The 19,819-nt window shown below is 64.2% G+C and carries 19 protein-coding genes and 1 pseudogene; 1 reads left to right on the top strand and 19 read right to left on the bottom strand.

Going from position 1 to position 19,819, the window contains the following annotated elements:
* Window positions 1-245: 245 nt before the first annotated feature.
* The 16 genes from purF to leuC form a co-directional block, all read right to left on the bottom strand.
* Complete coding sequence (gene purF / locus AWB66_RS25065; protein ID WP_087632783.1) at window positions 246-1,793, bottom strand: amidophosphoribosyltransferase; 1,548 nt, start codon at window positions 1,791-1,793, stop codon at window positions 246-248.
* A gap of 134 nt (window positions 1,794-1,927) precedes the next feature.
* A complete protein-coding gene (locus tag AWB66_RS25060) occupies window positions 1,928-2,452 on the bottom strand; it encodes a CvpA family protein (RefSeq protein WP_087632782.1) in 525 nt (174 codons plus the stop codon).
* A 14-nt stretch (window positions 2,453-2,466) separates the two neighbouring features.
* The gene (locus AWB66_RS25055; protein ID WP_087632781.1) at window positions 2,467-3,321 is read right to left on the bottom strand and encodes an SPOR domain-containing protein; all 855 of its coding nucleotides are present in this window, start codon (window positions 3,319-3,321) and stop codon (window positions 2,467-2,469) included.
* Between the two features lie 51 nt (window positions 3,322-3,372).
* Entirely contained in the window at window positions 3,373-4,683 is a 1,311-nt protein-coding gene (folC, locus tag AWB66_RS25050) for a bifunctional tetrahydrofolate synthase/dihydrofolate synthase (RefSeq protein ID WP_087632780.1), read from the bottom strand.
* A gap of 88 nt (window positions 4,684-4,771) precedes the next feature.
* Window positions 4,772-5,644: an acetyl-CoA carboxylase, carboxyltransferase subunit beta gene (accD, locus tag AWB66_RS25045; RefSeq protein WP_087632779.1), complete on the bottom strand. Its 873-nt coding sequence runs from the start codon at window positions 5,642-5,644 to the stop codon at window positions 4,772-4,774.
* 55 nt (window positions 5,645-5,699) lie between these two features.
* Window positions 5,700-6,503 carry a tryptophan synthase subunit alpha gene (trpA, locus tag AWB66_RS25040; protein ID WP_087632778.1) on the bottom strand — a complete coding sequence of 268 codons (804 nt, stop codon included), beginning with the start codon at window positions 6,501-6,503 and terminating at the stop codon, window positions 5,700-5,702.
* A gap of 78 nt (window positions 6,504-6,581) precedes the next feature.
* A complete protein-coding gene (locus AWB66_RS25035) occupies window positions 6,582-7,463 on the bottom strand; it encodes a DNA-methyltransferase (RefSeq protein ID WP_087632777.1) in 882 nt (293 codons plus the stop codon).
* An 11-nt stretch (window positions 7,464-7,474) separates the two neighbouring features.
* Complete coding sequence (gene trpB, locus AWB66_RS25030) at window positions 7,475-8,668, bottom strand: tryptophan synthase subunit beta (protein ID WP_087632776.1); 1,194 nt, start codon at window positions 8,666-8,668, stop codon at window positions 7,475-7,477.
* 49 nt (window positions 8,669-8,717) lie between these two features.
* Window positions 8,718-9,386 carry a phosphoribosylanthranilate isomerase gene (locus AWB66_RS25025; RefSeq protein ID WP_087632775.1) on the bottom strand — a complete coding sequence of 223 codons (669 nt, stop codon included), beginning with the start codon at window positions 9,384-9,386 and terminating at the stop codon, window positions 8,718-8,720.
* Window positions 9,383-10,186 carry a tRNA pseudouridine(38-40) synthase TruA gene (gene truA / locus AWB66_RS25020; RefSeq protein WP_087632774.1) on the bottom strand — a complete coding sequence of 268 codons (804 nt, stop codon included), beginning with the start codon at window positions 10,184-10,186 and terminating at the stop codon, window positions 9,383-9,385. Before truA ends, AWB66_RS25025 begins: the two co-directional genes overlap by 4 nt.
* 1 nt (window position 10,187) lies before the next feature.
* Window positions 10,188-12,218 carry a motility hub landmark protein FimV gene (locus tag AWB66_RS25015; RefSeq protein ID WP_235021224.1) on the bottom strand — a complete coding sequence of 677 codons (2,031 nt, stop codon included), beginning with the start codon at window positions 12,216-12,218 and terminating at the stop codon, window positions 10,188-10,190.
* Window positions 12,219-12,345: 127 nt separating this feature from the next.
* Window positions 12,346-13,467, bottom strand: a complete 1,122-nt coding sequence (asd, locus tag AWB66_RS25010) for an aspartate-semialdehyde dehydrogenase (protein WP_087632772.1) — start codon at window positions 13,465-13,467, stop codon at window positions 12,346-12,348.
* Window positions 13,468-13,854: 387 nt separating this feature from the next.
* Complete coding sequence (gene leuB / locus AWB66_RS25005) at window positions 13,855-14,922, bottom strand: 3-isopropylmalate dehydrogenase (RefSeq protein ID WP_087632771.1); 1,068 nt, start codon at window positions 14,920-14,922, stop codon at window positions 13,855-13,857.
* Window positions 14,923-14,948: 26 nt separating this feature from the next.
* Entirely contained in the window at window positions 14,949-15,599 is a 651-nt protein-coding gene (leuD, locus tag AWB66_RS25000) for a 3-isopropylmalate dehydratase small subunit (protein ID WP_087632770.1), read from the bottom strand.
* Between the two features lie 26 nt (window positions 15,600-15,625).
* On the bottom strand, window positions 15,626-15,748 hold the full coding sequence (locus AWB66_RS24995) for an entericidin A/B family lipoprotein (RefSeq protein ID WP_087632769.1): 123 nt from the start codon (window positions 15,746-15,748) through the stop codon (window positions 15,626-15,628).
* 28 nt (window positions 15,749-15,776) lie between these two features.
* Entirely contained in the window at window positions 15,777-17,186 is a 1,410-nt protein-coding gene (gene leuC, locus AWB66_RS24990; RefSeq protein ID WP_087632768.1) for a 3-isopropylmalate dehydratase large subunit, read from the bottom strand.
* Between the two features lie 323 nt (window positions 17,187-17,509).
* On the opposite strand from leuC, the gene AWB66_RS24985 reads away from it, so the two are divergent.
* The gene (locus tag AWB66_RS24985; protein ID WP_087632767.1) at window positions 17,510-17,986 is read left to right on the top strand and encodes a mechanosensitive ion channel family protein; all 477 of its coding nucleotides are present in this window, start codon (window positions 17,510-17,512) and stop codon (window positions 17,984-17,986) included.
* A 63-nt stretch (window positions 17,987-18,049) separates the two neighbouring features.
* Here the strand turns inward: AWB66_RS24985 and gltA are convergent, their stop codons facing one another.
* The 3 genes and pseudogenes from gltA to sdhB all read right to left on the bottom strand — a co-directional run.
* Complete coding sequence (gene gltA / locus AWB66_RS24980) at window positions 18,050-19,351, bottom strand: citrate synthase (RefSeq protein WP_087632766.1); 1,302 nt, start codon at window positions 19,349-19,351, stop codon at window positions 18,050-18,052.
* 104 nt (window positions 19,352-19,455) lie between these two features.
* Window positions 19,456-19,728: an FAD assembly factor SdhE gene (locus AWB66_RS24975; RefSeq protein WP_087632765.1), complete on the bottom strand. Its 273-nt coding sequence runs from the start codon at window positions 19,726-19,728 to the stop codon at window positions 19,456-19,458.
* A gap of 14 nt (window positions 19,729-19,742) precedes the next feature.
* Window positions 19,743-19,819, bottom strand: a pseudogene (gene sdhB, locus AWB66_RS24970) (succinate dehydrogenase iron-sulfur subunit); the annotation flags it as partial.

Raw genomic sequence — 19,819 nt, 5'->3', positions numbered from 1 at the left:
TCCGTTCGTTGTTCCTGCCCTGCTCACCGAAAACAGGGCGCAAAAAAGCCCGCTTGTACGTCGACAGAAGCGGGCTTGTGCGGAAAAAGCGCAGGCGGTTGTTCGTAATTGAAAGACCACCGTTTCGCTTTAGCTGTTTGGGGTTCACGCCGATGAAGGCCGTGCCCCGCGTCCGCAAGCTGATCTCAAATCGACGCAAGTCCCGATGCTAACACGATGCGGGCCCAGCCCGCATCGTGCGCGGCTCACTCCATCGACAACTGCAAGTGCAATTGCGAGCGCGCCATGCCGCCTTCCTGCGCGTCGCTCGCGGCGTCGCGGTCCGACTGCGACTGCGGCGCAAGACGCGCGGTCTCGATGCGGTCGAGGTAGTCGGTCGTCACATCGCCGGTGATGTAGTTGCCGTCGAAGCACGAAGCCTCGAATTCGCCGAGCGCCGGGTTGATGTCGCGGATGGCCTGCTTCAGGTCTTCCACATCCTGGTACACGAGGTAATCGGCGCCGATCATGCGGGCCACTTCGTCGTCGGTGCGGCCGTGCGCGACGAGTTCGCCGCGCGTCGGCATGTCGATGCCGTAGACGTTCGGGAACTTCACCGGCGGCGCGGCCGAGGCGAAGATCACTTTGTTCGCGCCGGCATCGCGCGCCATTTGCACGATTTCATGCGAAGTCGTGCCGCGCACGATGGAATCGTCGACGATCAGCACGTTCTTGCCCTTGAACTCGATGCCCATCGCGTTCAGTTTCTGGCGCACCGATTTCTTGCGCACCGCCTGGCCCGGCATGATGAACGTGCGGCCAACGTAACGGTTCTTGAAAAAGCCTTCGCGATACTCGACGCCCAGCTTCGCCGCGACCTGCATCGCCGCCGGACGCGACGAATCGGGAATCGGCATCACGACGTCGATCGGCACGTCGGGCAGCACGCGCTTGATCTTTTCGGCGAGGTAGTCGCCCATGCGCAGACGCGCGTTGTAGACCGGCACGCCGTCGAGGCACGAATCCGGCCGCGCGAGATACACGAGTTCGAAAATGCACGGATTCAGCGACGGCTTCTCGGCGCATTGCTGGCTGTGCAGGTTGCCGTCGCTGTCGATGAAGATCGCTTCGCCCGGTTCCACGTCGCGCACGAACTCGAAGCCGATGCCTTCCACAGCCACCGATTCCGACGCCACCATCCACTCGACGCCCGTCGCCGTTTCCAGCTTGCCCAGCACGAGCGGGCGGATGCCGAACGGGTCGCGGAACGCGACGAGGCCGTAGCCCGCGATCAGCGAGACGATCGCATACGAACCCTTCACGCGCCGATGAACGCCTGACACGGCCTTGAAGAGCGCCGCCGGGTCGAGTTGCAGGCCGGAACTGGCGAGTTGCAATTCGTGCGCGAAGACGTTGAGCAGCACTTCGGTATCGGACGCGGTGTTGATGTGCCGGCGGTCGATGCGGAACATCTCGTCCTTCAGCTGCGTCCAGTTCGTGAGGTTGCCGTTGTGCGCCAGGATGATGCCGAACGGCGCGTTCACGTAGAACGGCTGCGCTTCTTCTTCGCTCGACGCGGAACCGGCCGTCGGATAGCGCACCTGTCCGATCCCCACGTTGCCCGGCAGGCTGCGCATGTTGCGCGTGCGGAACACGTCGCGCACCATGCCGTTGGCCTTGTGCATGTGGAAATTGTTGCCGTCCGCCGTGGCGATGCCGGCGGCGTCCTGACCGCGATGCTGCAGGAGCAGCAGGCTGTCATAGATGAGCTGATTGACGGGGCTTTGGGAGACTACACCTACGATGCCGCACATGGCATGTCCTTCAAAGAGTCGAAACGGGTCCAGAGGCGGTGTCGGAACGACGGATGCGCGACGACGGAACCGGAGTCGAAATCGCATCGGCAGCGCGCCGAGCCGTCGCGGTTCCTCGTGTAGCCAGCCTTGAGTTACTGCGCGGTGTCCGGAACGGTATCCGGCGCGGTGCGCACATACGCGGCGAGCGTAGCGGGAAGCAGCGGTTTCAATTCACGCACGCCTTGCTCGGCCGCGGGCCTGAGCAACGCATTGCGCCAAAAATCCTTTTGCGGCAGCTCGGTCAGGCCGGCAAGAGCGACCAGCACCACTACCAATATAGCCCCTCTCGCGAGGCCGAACAGCAATCCCAGCGACCGGTCGACGCCCCGCAGGCCCGTGACCTCGGTAATTCGCGTCAAAAGCGCGGACAGCACGCTCGACACCAGCAGCACGGCGCCGACCACCAGCAGGAACGCGACGACCCATTGCGTCAGCGCACCGCCCGGCCAGGTCGCCGGAATATAGGGCACGACGAAGCCGACGAAATGCCCGCCGATCAACAGCGCCGCGATCCAGCCGATCAGCCCGAACGCTTCGGCGAGCAGGCCACGCCACATGCCGCGCATCGCGGACAGCCCGATCACGGCCATCACCGCGTAGTCGAAAGTCGTGAACATCGGGTCGCGTTCGCCTACTTGCCCGCGCCGCCGCCGAGGCCGGCCTGGCGCACCTTCACGAGCGCCGCCGATGCCGCCGCGCGGTCCGCGAACGGTCCGGCACGCAAGAGCGAGCGCGTGGAGCCGTCGGCCTGCTTGCGATGTTCCACATATGCGGGCACGCCGGCCGCCTTCAACTTGGTCACCCAGTTTTGGGCGGCGGCTTCGTCGTCGAACGTGCCGATCTGCACGACGAAGCGGCTTCCTGCCGGCGACGACGGTGTATTCGCGGGGCTCGCCGCCGTATTCGCGGCTGCATTGCTTTCTTCCGCTTGCTCCGGCGCCTTCGCGTTCGGGCTCGCGACCGCCGCGGGCGGCGTGGCCGCGTTGGGTTTCACGTCGGCTCTGGCTTGCGGTTTCGGTTCCGGTTTGGCTTGCGCCGTGGCCGCCGCGCTGGAGGCAGGCTTCGATTGCGGCGCCGTCACACCGGCCGCCACGTTATCCGATGCGGCGGCGGGGCCGTCCGGCGCGACGCCCGCTTGCGTGTCGGCGTCCGTCGGTTCCTTGCTGGCGGACCTCGCAGCCGGCGCCGGGCGATTCGGAATGTCGATGGCGATGTCGTCGGTGACGGGCTTCGGGCGCGAATCGAGCACCATCGGCAGGACGATCACGGCGGCGAGCACCAGCGCAACCGCGCCGACGAGCCTGCGCCGGGCGCGCTGTTTTTCAGGAAGCGTGGGGTCGAGCATCATCGCGTCGGCGTCGGGACGCTCGGTGCGCCGGGTCCGGCGCTCCGTGCGGACGGTGTGACGCGTGCCGCGCGAGGAGTCGGAATATGCGTCGCGACCGTCAGGTGCGTCGTCTTTCTTGCCGAACGAGAAAAGTCCCATGTATGGCTTGGTGCGAGAGGCTTGCGGTCGTCCGTCTTAGGGCCGTCCGTCTCAGTGATGCTGCGATTTCCGGTAGGCCATCACGCCGGCCACCGTATAGAAACTGCCGAAAACCAAAATTCTATCATTTTCGGACGCTCTCTTTATTGCATCCTGAAAAGCTTCGACCGGCGTTTCGAACCGTGTGACGCTGCTGTCGGGGCCGTCCTCGACGCCCGCTTCGCGCAACGCCGCTTCGAGCGCTTCCGTCGATGCGGCGCGCGGCGTCGGTAGCGACGTGACGTTCCAGTGGTCGATTTCGCCCTTCAGTTGCTTCACGATGCCTTCGACGTCCTTGTCGCCCATCGCGCCGAACACCGCGTAGGTGTACGGAAAAAAACCCATGTTGCCGAGGTTTTGCGCGAGCACGGCCGCCGCGTGCGGATTGTGCGCGACGTCGAGGATGATCTGCGGCTTGCCCGGCAACACCTGAAAGCGTCCGGCCAGTTCGACGTTCGCGAGTCCCAGCCGGATGTCCTGCGCCGACACGGGAATGCGCTCGCGCAGCGATTCGAGCGCGGCGAGCGCGGCAGACGTGTTGATCAACTGATTGGCGCCGCGCAGCGCCGGATACGCGAGCGCCGAACGCCGCTGCGACCGGCCGATGTAGCTCCACTGCTGGCGCTCGTTGCCGGGCTGCGCCTCGTAGCGGAAATCGCGGCCGACGAGCCACAGATCCGCGCCGACGGCTTCCGCGTGGTCGATCAGCGTCTGCGGCGGGCTCGGGTCGCCGCAGACGGCGGGCTTGCCGGCGCGGAAGATTCCGGCCTTCTCGAAGCCGATTTTCTCGCGCGTATCGCCGAGATAGTCGGTGTGATCGATGTCGATGCTCGTCACGATCGCGCAATCGGTATCGACGATGTTGACCGCGTCGAGCCGCCCGCCCAGGCCAACTTCGAGAATCACCGCGTCCAGCTTGCGCGACGCGAAAAGCCGCAGGATCGCGAGCGTGGTGAATTCGAAATACGTCAGCGAAACGGGTTCGGACAAGCTCGCGCGCGCAGCTTCGACCGCTTCGAAGTGTTCGAGCAGCTCGGCATCCGTGGCGTCGGCGCCGTCGATGCGCGCGCGTTCGTTGAACGCCAGCAAATGCGGCGACGTGTGACACCCGACGCGGTATCCCGCGCGCAGAAGGATCGTCTCCAGGATAGCGCAGGTCGAACCTTTGCCATTCGTGCCGCCGACCGTGATCACCGGGCAGTCGAACGACAGCCCGAGCGCATCCTTCACGCGCCCGATGCGCGTCAAACCCATGTCGATGCCGACCGGATGCGCGGCTTCGAGGTGCGCGAGCCACGCGTCGAGGGTGGGAAAAGTGGTCATTTGTCTCGAAATCAGAAAAAACGGACGCCAAAGCAAAACGCCGCGCGGAACCTGGCGGGTTCGCGCGCGGCGCCGGATCGTCGCGGACTCAGGCGACCGAGTCGGCCGGCTGACGTGTCAAAAGCGCCATCAACTGCGCGATTTCTTCGCGCATCTTGCGACGATCCACGATCATGTCGATGGCGCCCTTTTGCATCAGGAATTCGGCGCGCTGGAAACCTTCCGGCAGCTTCTCGCGCACGGTCTGCTCGATCACGCGCGGACCCGCAAAGCCGATCAGCGCCTTCGGCTCGGCGATCACAACATCGCCCAAAAACGCGAAACTCGCGGAAACACCGCCCATCGTCGGGTCGGTGAGCACGGAAATAAAAGGCAATTTTGCGTCGGAAAGTTTGGTCAGCAGCGCGGTGGTCTTCGCCATCTGCATCAGCGAAAGCAGGCTTTCTTGCATCCGCGCGCCGCCCGATGCGGTGAAGCAGATGAACGGCACGTTTTGTTCGAGCGCATTGCGCGCGCCGCGCACGAAACGCTCGCCGACGACCGAGCCCATCGAGCCGCCCATGAACGAAAACTCGAAGCACGCCACCACGACCGGCAGCGTATGGATCGCGCCGCCCATGACGACCATCGCGTCGGTTTCGTCGGTGTCTTCCATCGCCTCTTTCAGGCGGTCCGGATACTTGCGGCTGTCCTTGAACTTGAGCGCGTCGACCGGCAACACTTCCTGGCCGATTTCGTAGCGGCCTTCCGGATCGAGCAGACCGTCGAGCCGCTCGCGCGCGCCGATGCGCATGTGATGGCTGCACTTCGGGCACACGTGCAGATTCGCCTCGACGTCGTTGCGATACAGCACCGCTTCGCACGCCGGACACTTGATCCACAAGCCTTCGGGGATGCCCTTGCGGCTTTTCGGATCGGTTTGCTTGATCTTCGGCGGCAGCAGTTTGTCGAGCCAGCTCATCGTTATTCCTTCCCTTTATTCGGCGGTCGCGACCCTCGGAGCCGCGACAGCGAGTTTATTGTGCAGAATCGAGCGCCGTGCGGATTTCGGCGATGAAGCGCGTCAACGACTGCGCGGCCATATCGGGCGATGCCTCTTCGAGCAGTTGCACGAGCCGGCTGCCGATCACGACCGCGTCCGCGACTTCGCCGATTGCGCGGGCCGTTTCGGCATCGCGGATACCGAAACCGACGCCCACCGGCAGGGACACATGCGACTTGATGGCCGGGATTTTACTCGCGATGCTGGAAACGTCCAGATTTGCCGAACCGGTCACGCCCTTCAGCGACACGTAATAGACGTAGCCGCTCGCCACCTTGCCGACTGCGGCGATGCGCTCGTCCGTGGACGTGGGCGCGAGCAGGAAGATCGGATCGATGCCCGCCTGCTGCATCGACTTGCCGAATTCCACCGATTCCTCCGGCGGATAATCGACGACCAGAACGCCGTCGACGCCCGCTTCCTTCGCGGCCGCGGCGAACGCCTCGGTGCCCATGCGCTCGATCGGGTTCGCGTAGCCCATCAGCACGACGGGCGTCTTGTCGTCGGTTTCGCGGAAGCGTTTCACGTCCGCCAGAACGTGTTTCAACGACACGCCGCGCGCCAGCGCACGCTCCGACGACCGCTGAATGACCGGACCGTCGGCCATCGGATCGGAAAACGGCACGCCCAGTTCGATCACGTCCGCGCCGCCACGGGCGAGCGCGTGCATGAATTCGACCGTCTGCTCCGGATTCGGGTCGCCGGCCGTGATGAACGGAATTAGCCCTTTCTTGCCCTGCGCGGCGAGCGCCGCAAAAGTATTCTTGATACGGGACATGAGAATTTTCTCGGTAATCGAAGAAGCCCGAGAGCGCGTTGACCGCGCAATCGGGCCGGAATCAGCGACGCACAGACGTTATTCGGCTTCGGTGGCAGGGCTTTGCGCGGGCTCGGCGTGCGCGACGTCCGCTACGGCGATCGCGGGCGCGAGGCGCACGACTTTCGCCCCGGCGACCCGTTCTTCCGCGATCGCGCAGTAATCGGCGTTGATCTCGTAGCCGGTGAACTGGCGCCCTTGGCGCGCGCATGCGACGGCCGTGGTGCCGCTGCCCATGAACGGATCGAGCACGCGGCCGCCCGGCGGGCAGCTCGCGAGCACCATGCGCTCGACGATTTCCAGAGGCTTCTGAGTCGGGTGATCGACGCGTTCGGCGTGTTGCCGATGCAGCCGCGACACCGACCAGACATCCTTTGGATTATAGCCAAGCTCCAGCCACTTACTTCCTTCGAAGAGTTTGCGCGAGCGCGCCTTCTTGGTGACTGCGTCGTAGGGGATGCGCACCGGATCGAGATCGAAGTAATAATCCCTCGATACCGCGAAATAGCCGATGTTGTCGTGCACTGACGAATATTTGCGCGTCGTTCCGCCCATGCTCGGCACGCGCCGGTCCCAGACGATCTCGTTAACCATCATCAGCCGGCGCTTGAGGAACACGAAGAGTTCGGGCGAATACTGCCAGGTGCAGAAGATATACAGCGAACCGCTGGGCTTGAGCTTCGGAATCACGAGGTCGAGCCACGCATAGGTCCAGTCGAGGAAAGCCTCGCCCGAGAGCATGTCGGAGTCGTTACCGTAGTTCTTGCCCAGACCATACGGCGGGTCCGCCACGATCAGGTCGATCGAGGCGTCCGGCATGTTCACTGCATCGGCCAGGAAATCGCGGTTGCGAATGTCGATGTCGGGTTTGCCTTGCTGCAGGGCGCCCACCGACAGCGATTCGTCGATCACGTTGCGCATCGTCCGGGCGCTCAGAACTGGATGCCCGATCGCTCGGCGACCGTGTGCATGTCCTTGTCGCCACGGCCCGACAGGTTGACGAGCAGCACCTTGTCCTTCGGCAGCGTCCGCGCGAGCTTGGCGCCGTAGGCGAGCGCGTGGCTCGATTCCAGCGCGGGAATAATCCCCTCGATGCGGCAGCAGTCGTGGAAGGCCTTGAGCGCTTCTTCGTCGGTGATGCCGACGTATTCCGCGCGGCCCGCGTCCTTCAGCCACGCGTGCTCGGGGCCGACGCCCGGATAGTCGAGGCCCGCCGAAACCGAATGGGTCTCGATGATCTGGCCGTTTTCGTCTTGCAACAAGTACGTCCGATTGCCGTGCAGCACGCCCGGACTTCCACCCATCAGCGAGGCCGCGTGACGGCCGGTATCGATGCCGTCGCCGGCTGCTTCGACGCCGATCAAGCGCACGGCTTTATCGTCGATATAGGGGTAAAAAATACCCATCGCGTTCGATCCGCCGCCAACGCACGCGATCACCGCATCGGGCTGACGACCGGTCATTTCAGGCATCTGCACCTTGCACTCGTCGCCGATTACGCGCTGGAAGTCGCGCACCATCATCGGATATGGATGCGGGCCCGCCACGGTGCCAATGATATAGAACGTATTTTCGACGTTCGTGACCCAATCGCGCATCGCTTCGTTGAGGGCGTCCTTGAGCGTCTTCGATCCGGACTCGACCGGAATCACCGTCGCGCCGAGCAACTTCATGCGGTATACGTTGGCGGCCTGACGGCGCACGTCTTCCGAGCCCATGTAGACGACGCACTCCATGCCAAAGCGCGCGGCGATCGTGGCCGTCGCCACGCCGTGCTGGCCCGCGCCGGTCTCCGCGATCACGCGCGGCTTGCCCATCTTGCGCGCGAGCAGCGCCTGGCCGATCACGTTGTTGACCTTGTGCGCGCCGGTGTGATTCAGGTCTTCGCGCTTCAGATAAAGCTGCGCGCCGCCAAGCATCTGGCTCCAGCGCTTCGCGTGATAAATCGGCGAAGGCCGGCCGACGTAATGCTTCAGCTCATATTCGTATTCGGCGATGAAGGCCGGATCCTGGCGCGCGACATCGTAGGCATCGCGCAGTTCTTCGAGGGCGTGGATCAGCGTTTCGGAGACGAACACGCCGCCATATTGGCCGAAATGGCCTCTTTCGTCGGGTAAATTGTACATTTGCGTCACTCTCTCGGTGGTCGTGACGGACTGTGCCGCCACGTTCGATTCACCCGGCGTCCGCCGCGCGCACTGCGCGCACGAACGCCGCCATGCGGGCGTGATCCTTCACGCCCTTGGCGCCCGGCACTTCGATGCCGCTCGAGACATCGACTGCGAACGGGCGCACTCGCTGGATTGCGTCAAGGACGTTTTGAGCGTTCAACCCACCACTCAAAACGGCCCGATGCCCGAGATCTGTTGGGATAAGTGACCAATCGAATACCTTTCCACCGCCGCCGTAGCCGTCGACGAGTGCGTCGAGCAGAAGGCCACCGGCTGCTGCATATTTGAACGACGATTCTACCAAATCGGCTGCCGTCGCATCAGGGCCAACACGCACCGCGCGCCAATAGGACAAACCCGCAATCGCGGCAAGTTCAGCGCATTCCTCGGGCGTTTCGTCGCCGTGAAACTGCAAGAGTGACAGCCGCACGCTCGACGTGACTTCGCGCACCCAGTCCGCGCTCGCGTTCACGAACAATCCCACCGACGACACCAGCGGCGGCACGTGACGGGTGAGTCCGATGGCCTGCTGCACGCTCACCGAACGCGGGCTTTTCTCGTAGAAGACGAAGCCGACCGCATCGGCGCCGAGCGCGACGGCGTGTTGCACGTCTTCCACTTTCGAAAGGCCGCAGAGCTTGATGCGCGTGCGATGGAGTGTCGGGTCGTTCATGTCGGGTCTGCCCAGACCGCGCTCCACGGCAAGCTGCCGAGCTGGGGCGCCGGTACGGCGAAGTTTTCAGGATAACCGACCTCGGCGAGATAGAGGCCGTCGGGCATGAAGGTCGGCGCGGCGATCTTGCGGTCGCGCGCTTCGAGGACGTCGGCCATCCACGACGCCGGATGGCGAGCTCGGCCGATCGCGACGAAGCAGCCCATCAGGTTGCGCACCATGTGATGCAGGAACGCGTTCGCGCGAAGGCGAAAGTGGATGAAATCGCCCTGTTCGCGAATGTCGATCTGGTGAAGATGCTTGACCGGCGTCTTCGACTGGCAATCGGCGGCGCGGAACGACGAAAAATCGTGCTCGCCGATCAGGACCGGGACGGCTTCGCGCATCGCGTGGACGTCGAGCGGCGTGTGGACCCAGCCGGCGCGGCCCGTGAGCATCGGCGAGCGCACCGGGTTCGCGTACAGCACGTAGTAGTAGGTGCGTTCGAACGCGGAGAAGCGCGCGTGGAAATCGTCGGGCATCGGTTTCGCCCACTGCACCGCGACGGTCGGCGGCAGAAACGCGTTCGTGCCGCGCACCCAGGAGAACGGCGCGCGGTCGAGGTCCGTATCGAAATGCAGCACCTGCCCGAGCCCGTGGACGCCCGTATCCGTGCGGCCCGCGACAACCGTCGTGAGGCGCGTCTGCGCGAATTCGGCGAGCGCGCGCTCGAGCGCGTCCTGCACCGTGTTGCCGTGCGGCTGCGATTGCCAGCCGCAAAACGCCGATCCGTCGTACTGAATGCCTAACGCGATCCGCATGTCAGGAATGCGGCGCGAGCGTCGACAGGAGCGCGGCGGCTTGCTGGCGCGTGGCGGCATCGTTCGAGTCGATCACTTCCTGCAAGAGCGTGCGCGCGCCCGACAGATCGCCGAGATCGATGTATTCCGCAGCGAGTTCGAGCTTGTTGCGCGCGATGGTCGCGATTTGCTCCGGCGTGAAGGCGGGCAAGGGCTCGGTCTGGCTGGACGGCAGATCGAGGCTGAAATCGAGGCGCATCGGGCCGAACCGCGATGCGCCGAGCCCCGCCACCGACGCCGCCCCGGCCGTTCCCGATTCGATTTCCCGCCCGGCGAAACGCGGTTCGGCCAGATCGGCGATCGGTTCGGACTGGCGCTTCAGGACGTCGGTTTCCGCGACGGGCTGCGGCCGCATCGGCTCGGGTTCGATCGAAGGCGCGATGTCTGGTGCGGGCGCGGCGTGCGGTTCCCTGTGCGGCTCCACGAGCGGTTGCGGCGTGGCCGGTTGCTGCGCGATCGGCGGCGGCGCGGGCGGCAATTCACGGCGCGGCGGCAGGCCGAGGTCGAGCGAATCGAGCGCCTCGATCGCCTCGCGTGGGAATTTCGGCTGCGGGAAGCGCGCGGCGGGCGTGGGTTCGTCGTCGTGCTCTTCATCGACGGCGGATTCGGGCTGTAGCGCCGGCGTCTCGCGAATGGCAGGTTCTTGGAGCGCGGGTTCAACGGCTTGAGCTTGACGCGCGGCGTCTGCGTGAACTTCGGCCTCGCGCGCTTCGGCTTCGAGTTTCATGGCGGTCTGGCGGCTTTCACGTTCCGTCGCTGCACGGGCGTCCGCAGCTTGCGTCTCGACGGTGCGCCGCTCCATTTCGCGAGCCCGCTCTTCCCATTGCGCTTCTCTCGCCGCGGCTTCCTGGGCGGCAGCCTCCTTGGCCGTTTCTCGGGCTTCCGCTTCCCGAGCCTCCGCTTCCAGCGTGGCAACCGTCGGCAACGGCGGTACGAAATCGCGATGCCGTGCCGCCGGCGCCTCCGGCATGAACGGCGCCGGACGCGGCGCGCTTTCGCGCGCGGGCCCGGACGCCTCGTCCGCAGCGGCTGACGGGACGCTCGCTGGCGCAGCCGGCCGGGCGTCGGCAACGGGACGCGGCTCTTCGTCGGTCGGCGTTTCGAATGACTGAGCGGCATCGTAGTCTTCCATGCTCGCCGCTACCGCGTTCAATTCGGCCTCGTCGCGTTGCACGGCGGCGCCGTCGAGATTCCCGGCTGCCGCAGCAGCAGCGACAGGCGTCGCAGGCGGAGCGGTATCGCGGGAAATCGCATCGGACTCCCGCGCGCGACGCCGCTTCGACGCGCGCAACGCGAACAGCGCGAGCAACACGACAAGCACGCCCACACCGGCGATGATCCCCGTCGAACCGCCTCGGGACGCCGTCGCGGGCGCCGGGACCGGTGCAGGAGCCGGAACACTGTCCGGCATCGGCGCGGAAGCAACGGGCGTGGACGCCGCAGCCGCGCCACCGCCGACCGCCGATGCTTCGCTCGCGGCCGACGCCGGCTCGACGGGCTGCGTCGGCGTAGCGGCACTTGCGCTCGGCGCGGGCGTGACAGCTTCACTGGATGCTGGCACCTGAACGGCGGCACTCTCGGCAGGCGCCGAAGCAGCCGCACTAGCCGCCGCCGCAGCCGACGCCGCGCCGCCATCCACGGCGGGCACCGTCAGCACCGATCCGAGCCTGAGCCGGCTGGGGTCCTTCCCCATGAACGCGTTGGGATTTGCTTCGAACAAAGCGCGCGCCATCTTCTCCCGGGTCGCGCGGTCTTTCGAACCGGTGAGTTCGCCCGCGATGTCGTTAAGCGACTGGCCCGGCTTCACGGTGTATTGCGCGCCCGCAGCCGCCGACGACGACGCCTCCGCCACCGCCGCGGCACCGCTGGCCTGCGCCCGCGCTTCATCCGCGTGCGTCCCGGCGAACACGCACGCGGCAGCGAGCCAGGCCGCGAACGCAGCGCGCGGCGCGCATGACGAAAGGACGTTAGGCCGACGGTGTCGAAGGGTCATTGAGGCTCCAGGCGCGTCGATAAAGATAAACAGCGGGAAAAAGCGTAATCGGTCGCACAAAACAAAAAGCGCCGCGGAAAACGCGACGCTTTTCATGACTCCGCGCGTCGTTGGCGCGTAGTTTACTTCACTTGTCGAGCAGAATGCGCAGCATCCGGCGCAGCGGCTCGGCGGCGCCCCAAAGCAACTGGTCGCCGACCGTGAACGCCGACAGATATTCGCCCCCCATCGCCAGCTTGCGCAGACGGCCGACCGGAACCGTCAGCGTGCCCGTCACGACAGCCGGCGACAGATCGCGCATCGACGCTTCGCGCTCGTTAGGCACGACCTTCACCCAGTCGTTCGCCGAGGCCAGGATGCCGTGCACTTCGTCGAGCGGCACGTCCTTTTTCAGCTTGATCGTGAGAGCCTGCGAGTGGCAACGCATCGCGCCGATCCGCACGCACAGGCCGTCGACCGGCACCGAGCCCGGCTCGCCCATCGCCGGCTTGCCGAGAATCTTGTTGGTTTCGGCGCCGCCCTTCCACTCTTCCTTCGACATCCCGTTGCCGAGATCCTTGTCGATCCACGGAATCAGCGAGCCGGCGAGCGGCACGCCGAAGTTGTCGGTCGGCATGGCGTCGCTGTTCATCGTGGCGAGCACGCGGCGATCGATGTCCAGAATGGCCGACGACGGATTCGCCAGTTCGTCCTTCACCGCGCCGTGCAGGGCGCCCATCTGGCTCAGCAGTTCGCGCATGTTCTGCGCGCCCGCGCCCGACGCGGCCTGATAAGTCATGGCCGTCGTCCATTCGACGAGGTTTTCGCGGAACAGGCCGCCGAGCGCCATCAGCATCAGGCTGACCGTGCAGTTCCCGCCGATGAAATTCCGGCCGCCCGCAACCAGCGAATCCTTGATCACGTTCAGGTTGACCGGATCGAGGATGATGACCGCGTCGTCCTTCATGCGCAGCGAGGAAGCCGCGTCGATCCAGTAGCCGTTCCAGCCCGCTGCGCGCAGCTTCGGGTAGACCTCGTTCGTGTAGTCGCCGCCCTGGCACGTAATGATGGCGTCGCACTTCTTCAAGTCGTCGATGCTTGTCGCGTCTTTGAGCTTCGTCTCGTTTTTAGCGAAAGACGGCGCATTGCCGCCCGTATTGCTGGTGCTGAAGAACACCGGTTCGATCAGGTCGAAATCGCCTTCCTGCTGCATGCGCTGCATCAGGACGCTGCCGACCATGCCGCGCCAACCAACGAGACCTACGTTCATGACTAACCCTTGAAGTGGACGCTTCCCCGCATCCTTACCCGCTGTGACCGCGCGGGGAAGATGGGCGGACACGACGGACGATCAGCGAATCGTGATCGTTTTGTGGGAGATTTTCGTAATACGCTTGGACGCGAGCAAAGCGCCGATGCGCGTACCGATGGCGAGACGAATCGCGCGGGCCGTTTCGCCGCGTGAAATCGAGTCCAGAGAGATGTGAGAGATCTTCGCCATAACAATAGAGTCTACACGATAACGCGCTATTTCCGCCGCGCCTCGCGCGCGTTTCACCGAATTTCACGCGGATCGTGCGCGATAAACGGCGAAAAGAGATGATTTCACGCGTTCGGCGGCTTCTGGAAAATGCCGCCGAATCGCGTGTTGGGCGCCTTACAGCGCGGCGAGAACCGCGTCGCCCATTTCCTTCGTGCCGACGGTGCGGCCGTCCTGCGTGGCGATGTCGCCGGTGCGATAGCCCTGCTCCAGCACCTTTTTCACCGCGCTTTCGATGCGGTCCGCCTGCTCCGTCTTGCCGAGCGAATAGCGCAGCATCATCGCGGCCGAAAGGATGGTGGCGAGCGGATTCGCCACGCCCTTGCCCGCGATGTCCGGCGCCGATCCGTGCGACGGCTCGTACAAACCCTTGTTGTTCTTATCGAGCGAGGCCGACGGCAACATGCCGATCGAGCCGGTGAGCATCGCGGCTTCGTCGGAGAGAATGTCGCCGAACATGTTGCCGGTCACGACCACGTCGAACGCTTTCGGCGCCTTCACGAGCTGCATCGCGGCGTTGTCGACGTACATGTGCGACAGCTCGACGTCCGCATATTCCTTCGACACGTCGATCATCACGTCGCGCCACAGTTGCGACGTTTCCAGCACATTTGCCTTGTCGACGCTCGTCAGCTTCTTCTGGCGCTTTTGCGCGGCCTGAAACGCGACGTGCGCGATGCGGCGCACTTCGGGTTCCGAATAGCGCATCGTGTCGAAGCCTTCCTTCGCGCCTTCGAACAAGCCATCCGGCGACGACCGCACGCCGCGCGGCTGACCGAAATAGATGTCGCCGTTCAGTTCGCGGATGATGAGGATATCGAGCCCCGCGACGATCTCCGCCTTCAGCGACGAAGCCGCCGTCAGTTGCGGATAGCAGATCGCCGGACGAAAATTCGCGAAGAGTTGCAGGTGCTTGCGCAGGCCCAGAATGGCCTGCTCGGGACGCAGCGCGCGTTCGAGCGAATCGTATTTCCAGTCGCCGACCGCGCCGAACAGGATCGCGTCGGCTTCCTTCGCGAGCGCGAGCGTCGAATCCGGCAGCGGATGGCCTTTCGCCTCGTAACCCGCGCCGCCGACCGGCGCCTCTTCGAGCTCGAACTTCTCGCCGAGCGCGTTCAGGACCTTGACGGCCTCGTTCATGATTTCCGGACCGATGCCGTCGCCGGGCAGCACTGCAATCTTCATGTTCTTTCCCTGATGAGTTGGATGGATTAGCGCACGAGGCGGTTATTCAGCCACGGCTGCTTCGCGAGGCGCTCGGCTTCGAACTGGCGAATTTTGTCCGCGTGACGCAGCGTGAGGCCGATGTCGTCGAAACCGTTCAGCAGACAGTACTTGCGAAAGCCCGGCACGTCGAACGCGTACTCCGTGCCGTCGCCGGCGCGCACGACTTGGCGCTCCAGATCGACCGTGAGCGAGTAGCCCACGAACGCGTAGGTTTCGTTGAAGAGCTTGTCGACTTGCTGCTCGGTCAGCGGGATCGGCAGGAGACCGTTCTTGAAGCAGTTGTTATAGAAGATGTCGGCGAAACTCGGGGCGATGATCGCGCGAAAACCGTATTGATCCAGCGCCCACGGCGCGTGCTCGCGCGAGCTGCCGCAGCCGAAATTCTTGCGCGTCAGCAGAATCGATGCGCCCGTGTAGCGCTCCTGGTTCAGCACGAAATCCGGATTCAGCGGACGCTTGCTGTTGTCCTGGCCGGGCTGGCCCACATCGAGGTAACGCCATTCGTCGAACGCGTTCGGGCCGAAGCCGGTGCGCTTGATCGACTTGAGAAACTGCTTCGGAATGATCGCGTCCGTATCGACGTTTTCGCGATCCAGCGGCGCCACGAGCCCGCTGTGAACAATGAATTTTTCCATGTCGCTTTACCGGTTTGGTGTTTGGCCTACTTCGACGCCTTGTTGCTGATCGCGTTGCCGAGGTGCTGCATGTCCTCGCCGAAGCCGTGGACCGTGTTGCACCCCGCCAGAACGAAGAGCGATGCCATCAAGAGTGCGATGCGCTTCATAGTGACGTTGAATGTTGTGCGGGCGCGTTCAGGCGAGCTTGCGGATGTCGACGAAATGGCCTTCGATGGCCGCCGCCGCCGCCATCGCCGGGCTCACGAGGTGCGTGCGTCCGCCCGCGCCCTGACGCCCTTCGAAGTTGCGGTTCGAGGTCGACGCGCAGCGCTCGCCCGGCTCCAGCCGGTCGGCGTTCATCGCGAGACACATCGAGCAGCCCGGCTCGCGCCATTCGAAACCGGCGTCGGTGAAGACCTTGTCGAGCCCTTCGCGCTCGGCCTGCGCCTTCACGAGACCCGAGCCCGGCACGACCATCGCGAGCCGGATATTCGACGCGACGCGCCGTCCGAGCGACTTCACGACGTACGCGGCGGCGCGCAGGTCTTCGATACGCGCGTTCGTGCACGAGCCGATGAAGATCTTGTCCGGCCGGATCGATTCGATCGGCGTGTTCGGCTGCAACGCCATGTAGGTGAGCGCGCGTTCCATCGCGTCGCGCTTGACCGGGTCTTTTTCGCGCTCGGGATCGGGCACGCGGCCGTCGATGGACATCACCATTTCCGGCGACGTGCCCCACGTCACCTGCGGTACGATTTCAGCGGCGTTCAGTTCGACGACGCGGTCGAACTGCGCATCCGGGTCCGACTTGAACTGGCGCCAGTATTCCGCGGCCTGCTGGAACTCCGTGCCCTGCGGCGAGAACGGACGGTCCTTCAGATAATTGATGGTGGTGTCGTCCACGGCGACCATGCCGGCGCGCGCGCCCGCTTCGATCGCCATGTTGCAGACGGTCATGCGGCCTTCCATCGAGAGCGCGCGAATGGTCGAGCCGCCGAATTCCATCGCGTAGCCGGTGCCGCCCGCCGTGCCGATCTTGCCGATGATCGCGAGCACGATGTCCTTCGCGGTGCAGCCGCGCGGCAACTGGCCTTCCACCTTGATGAGCAGGTTCTTGCTCTTCTTTTGCAGCAGCGTTTGCGTGGCGAGCACGTGCTCGACTTCCGACGTGCCGATGCCGTGCGCGAGCGCGCCGAACGCGCCGTGCGTGGACGTGTGCGAGTCGCCGCAGACGATGGTCATGCCCGGCAGCGTCGCGCCCTGCTCCGGCCCGATGATGTGCACGATGCCCTGGCGCAGGTCGTTCATCTTGAACTGCGTGATACCGAACGCATCGCAGTTGGAGTCGAGCGTGTCGACCTGCAGCTTCGAGATGGGATCGGCGATGCCGTGCGAGCGGTCGGTGGTCGGCACGTTGTGGTCGGACACCGCGAGGTTCGCGCTGATGCGCCACACCGGACGTTCCGCCAGCTTCAGGCCCTCGAACGCCTGCGGGCTCGTCACTTCATGCAACAAATGACGATCGATATAGAGGATGGACGTGCCATCGTCCTCGGTGTGGATCACATGCGAGTTCCACAGTTTGTCGTAGAGAGTCTGGGCCATGGTGAGCGCTCGAGTGGTGACTGCGGGGTGTGTTCTAGGTGTCGGTCGATTATGCCACGCGAAGCGCGCGCGTGTTTCGGCCAGACTGGAAAAAACCGATAAAAAACAGGGAGTTGGGTGGTAGTCGCGCTACCTGTATCGACGCTACCCGGATGGATTTTTGCAGCGTTCTCTCACGCGACTTTTCGCGGACGCCATCGCGGAAAAGTGTTTTCTTTCGCGGGCTTGTGTGATTCTCGGCACAACGGACATGAAACGGAACAGCGGCTTGAACCGACGCCGCAAACAACCACACCGAACAAAGCGCCCGGACGACTCACGACATGTCGACGATCGTCCGCTCGATTCCGATGCCCGCACGTGCACTGGCGGCGTTCTGGACGGCGCTGGTGCTTCTCTTCGCGGCGCCCGGTGCCGGAGCGCAATCGGCCGCGTCGGTGACGCTGCCGAACTTGCTCGTCGTGAACAGTCCGATCCAGAATTTTTCGCGACTCGAGGACGAACGCGGCGCGCGCATCGGCGTATCCGTGACGATCGGTTATGACGCGTCGTGGCGCCCTGTGCACGCGATGCTCGAAGCCGCCGCCCTGAAGACGCCCGCACATCGAGCCGGACCCGGCGCCGTTCGTGATGCAGCGCTCGCTTTGCGATTTCTATGTGGAATATCAGCTGATCGCCGCGCTCGACGATCCGGCGCGGCGGGCGTGCAGATCATGTCGCCGCACTTCCAGACGCAGCCGGATCAGCGCGTGTTCGTGCCGAAGGAAAACTCGTTCACGCAGCCGGCGGCGAAAAGCTGACGCCCAAAGAAAAACCCCGGCGAGCCGGGGCTTTTCGTGAGGACAAACGGCCGGACGAAACGCTTAGCGCTTGTCGATCGGCTTGACCTCGCGCGGCGTCTCACCGATGAACAACTGGCGCGGACGGCCGATCTTCTGCTCGGGATCGGCGATCATCTCGTTCCACTGCGCGATCCAGCCGACGGTACGCGCCATCGCGAAGATGCAGGTGAACATCGACGTCGGGATGCCCAGCGCGCGCTGCACGATGCCCGAGTAGAAATCGACGTTCGGATACAGCTTGCGCGACACGAAGTATTCGTCTTCCAGCGCGATCTTTTCGAGTTCCATCGCGAGCTTGAAGAGCGGGTCGTCGTGCAGGCCCAGTTCTTCCAGCACTTCGTGACACGTTTCGCGCATCAGCTTCGCGCGCGGATCGTAGTTCTTGTAGACGCGATGGCCGAAGCCCATCAGCTTCACGCCCGAGTTCTTGTCCTTCACCTGCTTGATGAACTCGGGGATGTTGTCGACCGAGCCGATCTCTTCCAGCATGTTCAGCGCGGCTTCGTTCGCGCCCCCGTGCGCCGGGCCCCACAGACATGCGATACCGGCCGCGATACACGCGAACGGATTCGCGCCCGACGAACCCGCGAGACGCACCGTCGACGTCGACGCGTTCTGCTCGTGGTCCGCGTGCAGGATCAGGATGCGGTCGAGCGCGCGCACGAGCACGTCGTTGACCTTGTACTCTTCACACGGATTCGAGAACATCATGTGCATGAAGTTCGCGCTGTACGACAGGTCGTTCTTCGGATACACGAACGGCTGGCCGATGCTGAACTTGTACGCCATCGCGACGAGCGTCGGCAGCTTCGCGATCATGCGGATCGCGGAAACTTCGCGGTGACGCGGATCGTTAATGTTGAGCGAGTCGTGATAGAACGCCGACAGTGCGCCGACCGCGGCCACCAGAACCGCCATCGGATGCGCGTCGCGGCGGAAACCGCGGAAGAAGAAATGCATCTGCTCGTGCACCATCGTGTGGCGCGTGACCGTGTCGACGAACTCGGCCTTTTGCGCCGCGTTGGGCAGTTCGCCCTTCAGGAGCAGGTAGCAGGACTCGAGGAAGTCGGCGTTGACGGCCAGTTCCTCGATCGGGAAGCCGCGATAGAGCAGTTCGCCCTTGTCGCCATCGATGTAGGTGATGGCGGAATTGCACGCCGCCGTAGACATGAAGCCCGGGTCATACGTGAACTTGCCGGTCTGACCGTACAGCTTGCGGATGTCGATCACATCCGGACCCATCGAGCCCTTGTAGATCGGCATTTCGACGCTCGGCGAGTTGTCGCTGAACGATAGCGTGGCTTTAACATCTGACGGGGTCATAGCACATCCTCAATCGAAGTATGGAAACAGGTTTTCGATAATTTGCACGACGGCGCTGCGCGGCAAAGCTGCAGTTTCGGGGCTTTTGCGAATTTCCGCCAAGATCAGGCGGATCGAAGCATCCCGAGCACGCGGATCACATCCGGCGAAGCCAGTTCGCCTTCCGGTTCCTTGCGCGCGAGCAGCAAGTCCATCAGGTCGTTGTCGCTCAGCTCAAGCAGGCGGGTCAAGGCGGCCACGTCGGCGTCACTGAGGTCATGCTCATATCGGCTGAAAAAACGTTCGAAGATCAGATCGTTTTCCAGCAGGCCGCGCCGGGCGCGCCAGCGAAGGCGCGCACGGCGTAGAGGGTCGGACTGATGCGGGGTATCACCCATGACAGTAGTCCATCTCAGACAGCGCGGCGCACCATCAATTCCTTGATCTTGCCGATCGCCTTTGTCGGATTGAGCCCCTTCGGGCACACAT

It is taken from the genome of Caballeronia telluris (assembly GCF_001544495.1).
GTDB lineage: Bacteria > Pseudomonadota > Gammaproteobacteria > Burkholderiales > Burkholderiaceae > Caballeronia > Caballeronia telluris.
This window is presented reverse-complemented; position numbering and strand designations above follow the sequence as displayed.

Excerpts from the sequence above, each read along its gene's own strand:
- purF (WP_087632783.1), bottom strand. The coding sequence starts at position 1,793 with ATGTGCGGCATCGTAGGTGTAGTCTCCCAAAGCCCCGTCAATCAGCTC.
- AWB66_RS25060 (WP_087632782.1), bottom strand. The coding sequence starts at position 2,452 with ATGTTCACGACTTTCGACTACGCGGTGATGGCCGTGATCGGGCTGTCC.
- AWB66_RS25055 (WP_087632781.1), bottom strand. The coding sequence starts at position 3,321 with ATGGGACTTTTCTCGTTCGGCAAGAAAGACGACGCACCTGACGGTCGC.
- folC (WP_087632780.1), bottom strand. The coding sequence starts at position 4,683 with ATGACCACTTTTCCCACCCTCGACGCGTGGCTCGCGCACCTCGAAGCC.
- accD (WP_087632779.1), bottom strand. The coding sequence starts at position 5,644 with ATGAGCTGGCTCGACAAACTGCTGCCGCCGAAGATCAAGCAAACCGAT.
- trpA (WP_087632778.1), bottom strand. The coding sequence starts at position 6,503 with ATGTCCCGTATCAAGAATACTTTTGCGGCGCTCGCCGCGCAGGGCAAG.
- AWB66_RS25035 (WP_087632777.1), bottom strand. The coding sequence starts at position 7,463 with ATGCGCAACGTGATCGACGAATCGCTGTCGGTGGGCGCCCTGCAGCAA.
- trpB (WP_087632776.1), bottom strand. The coding sequence starts at position 8,668 with ATGTACAATTTACCCGACGAAAGAGGCCATTTCGGCCAATATGGCGGC.
- AWB66_RS25025 (WP_087632775.1), bottom strand. The coding sequence starts at position 9,386 with ATGAACGACCCGACACTCCATCGCACGCGCATCAAGCTCTGCGGCCTT.
- truA (WP_087632774.1), bottom strand. The coding sequence starts at position 10,186 with ATGCGGATCGCGTTAGGCATTCAGTACGACGGATCGGCGTTTTGCGGC.
- AWB66_RS25015 (WP_235021224.1), bottom strand. The coding sequence starts at position 12,218 with ATGACCCTTCGACACCGTCGGCCTAACGTCCTTTCGTCATGCGCGCCG.
- asd (WP_087632772.1), bottom strand. The coding sequence starts at position 13,467 with ATGAACGTAGGTCTCGTTGGTTGGCGCGGCATGGTCGGCAGCGTCCTG.
- leuB (WP_087632771.1), bottom strand. The coding sequence starts at position 14,922 with ATGAAGATTGCAGTGCTGCCCGGCGACGGCATCGGTCCGGAAATCATG.
- leuD (WP_087632770.1), bottom strand. The coding sequence starts at position 15,599 with ATGGAAAAATTCATTGTTCACAGCGGGCTCGTGGCGCCGCTGGATCGC.
- AWB66_RS24995 (WP_087632769.1), bottom strand. The coding sequence starts at position 15,748 with ATGAAGCGCATCGCACTCTTGATGGCATCGCTCTTCGTTCTGGCGGGG.
- leuC (WP_087632768.1), bottom strand. The coding sequence starts at position 17,186 with ATGGCCCAGACTCTCTACGACAAACTGTGGAACTCGCATGTGATCCAC.
- AWB66_RS24985 (WP_087632767.1), top strand. The coding sequence starts at position 17,510 with ATGTCGACGATCGTCCGCTCGATTCCGATGCCCGCACGTGCACTGGCG.
- gltA (WP_087632766.1), bottom strand. The coding sequence starts at position 19,351 with ATGACCCCGTCAGATGTTAAAGCCACGCTATCGTTCAGCGACAACTCG.
- AWB66_RS24975 (WP_087632765.1), bottom strand. The coding sequence starts at position 19,728 with ATGGGTGATACCCCGCATCAGTCCGACCCTCTACGCCGTGCGCGCCTT.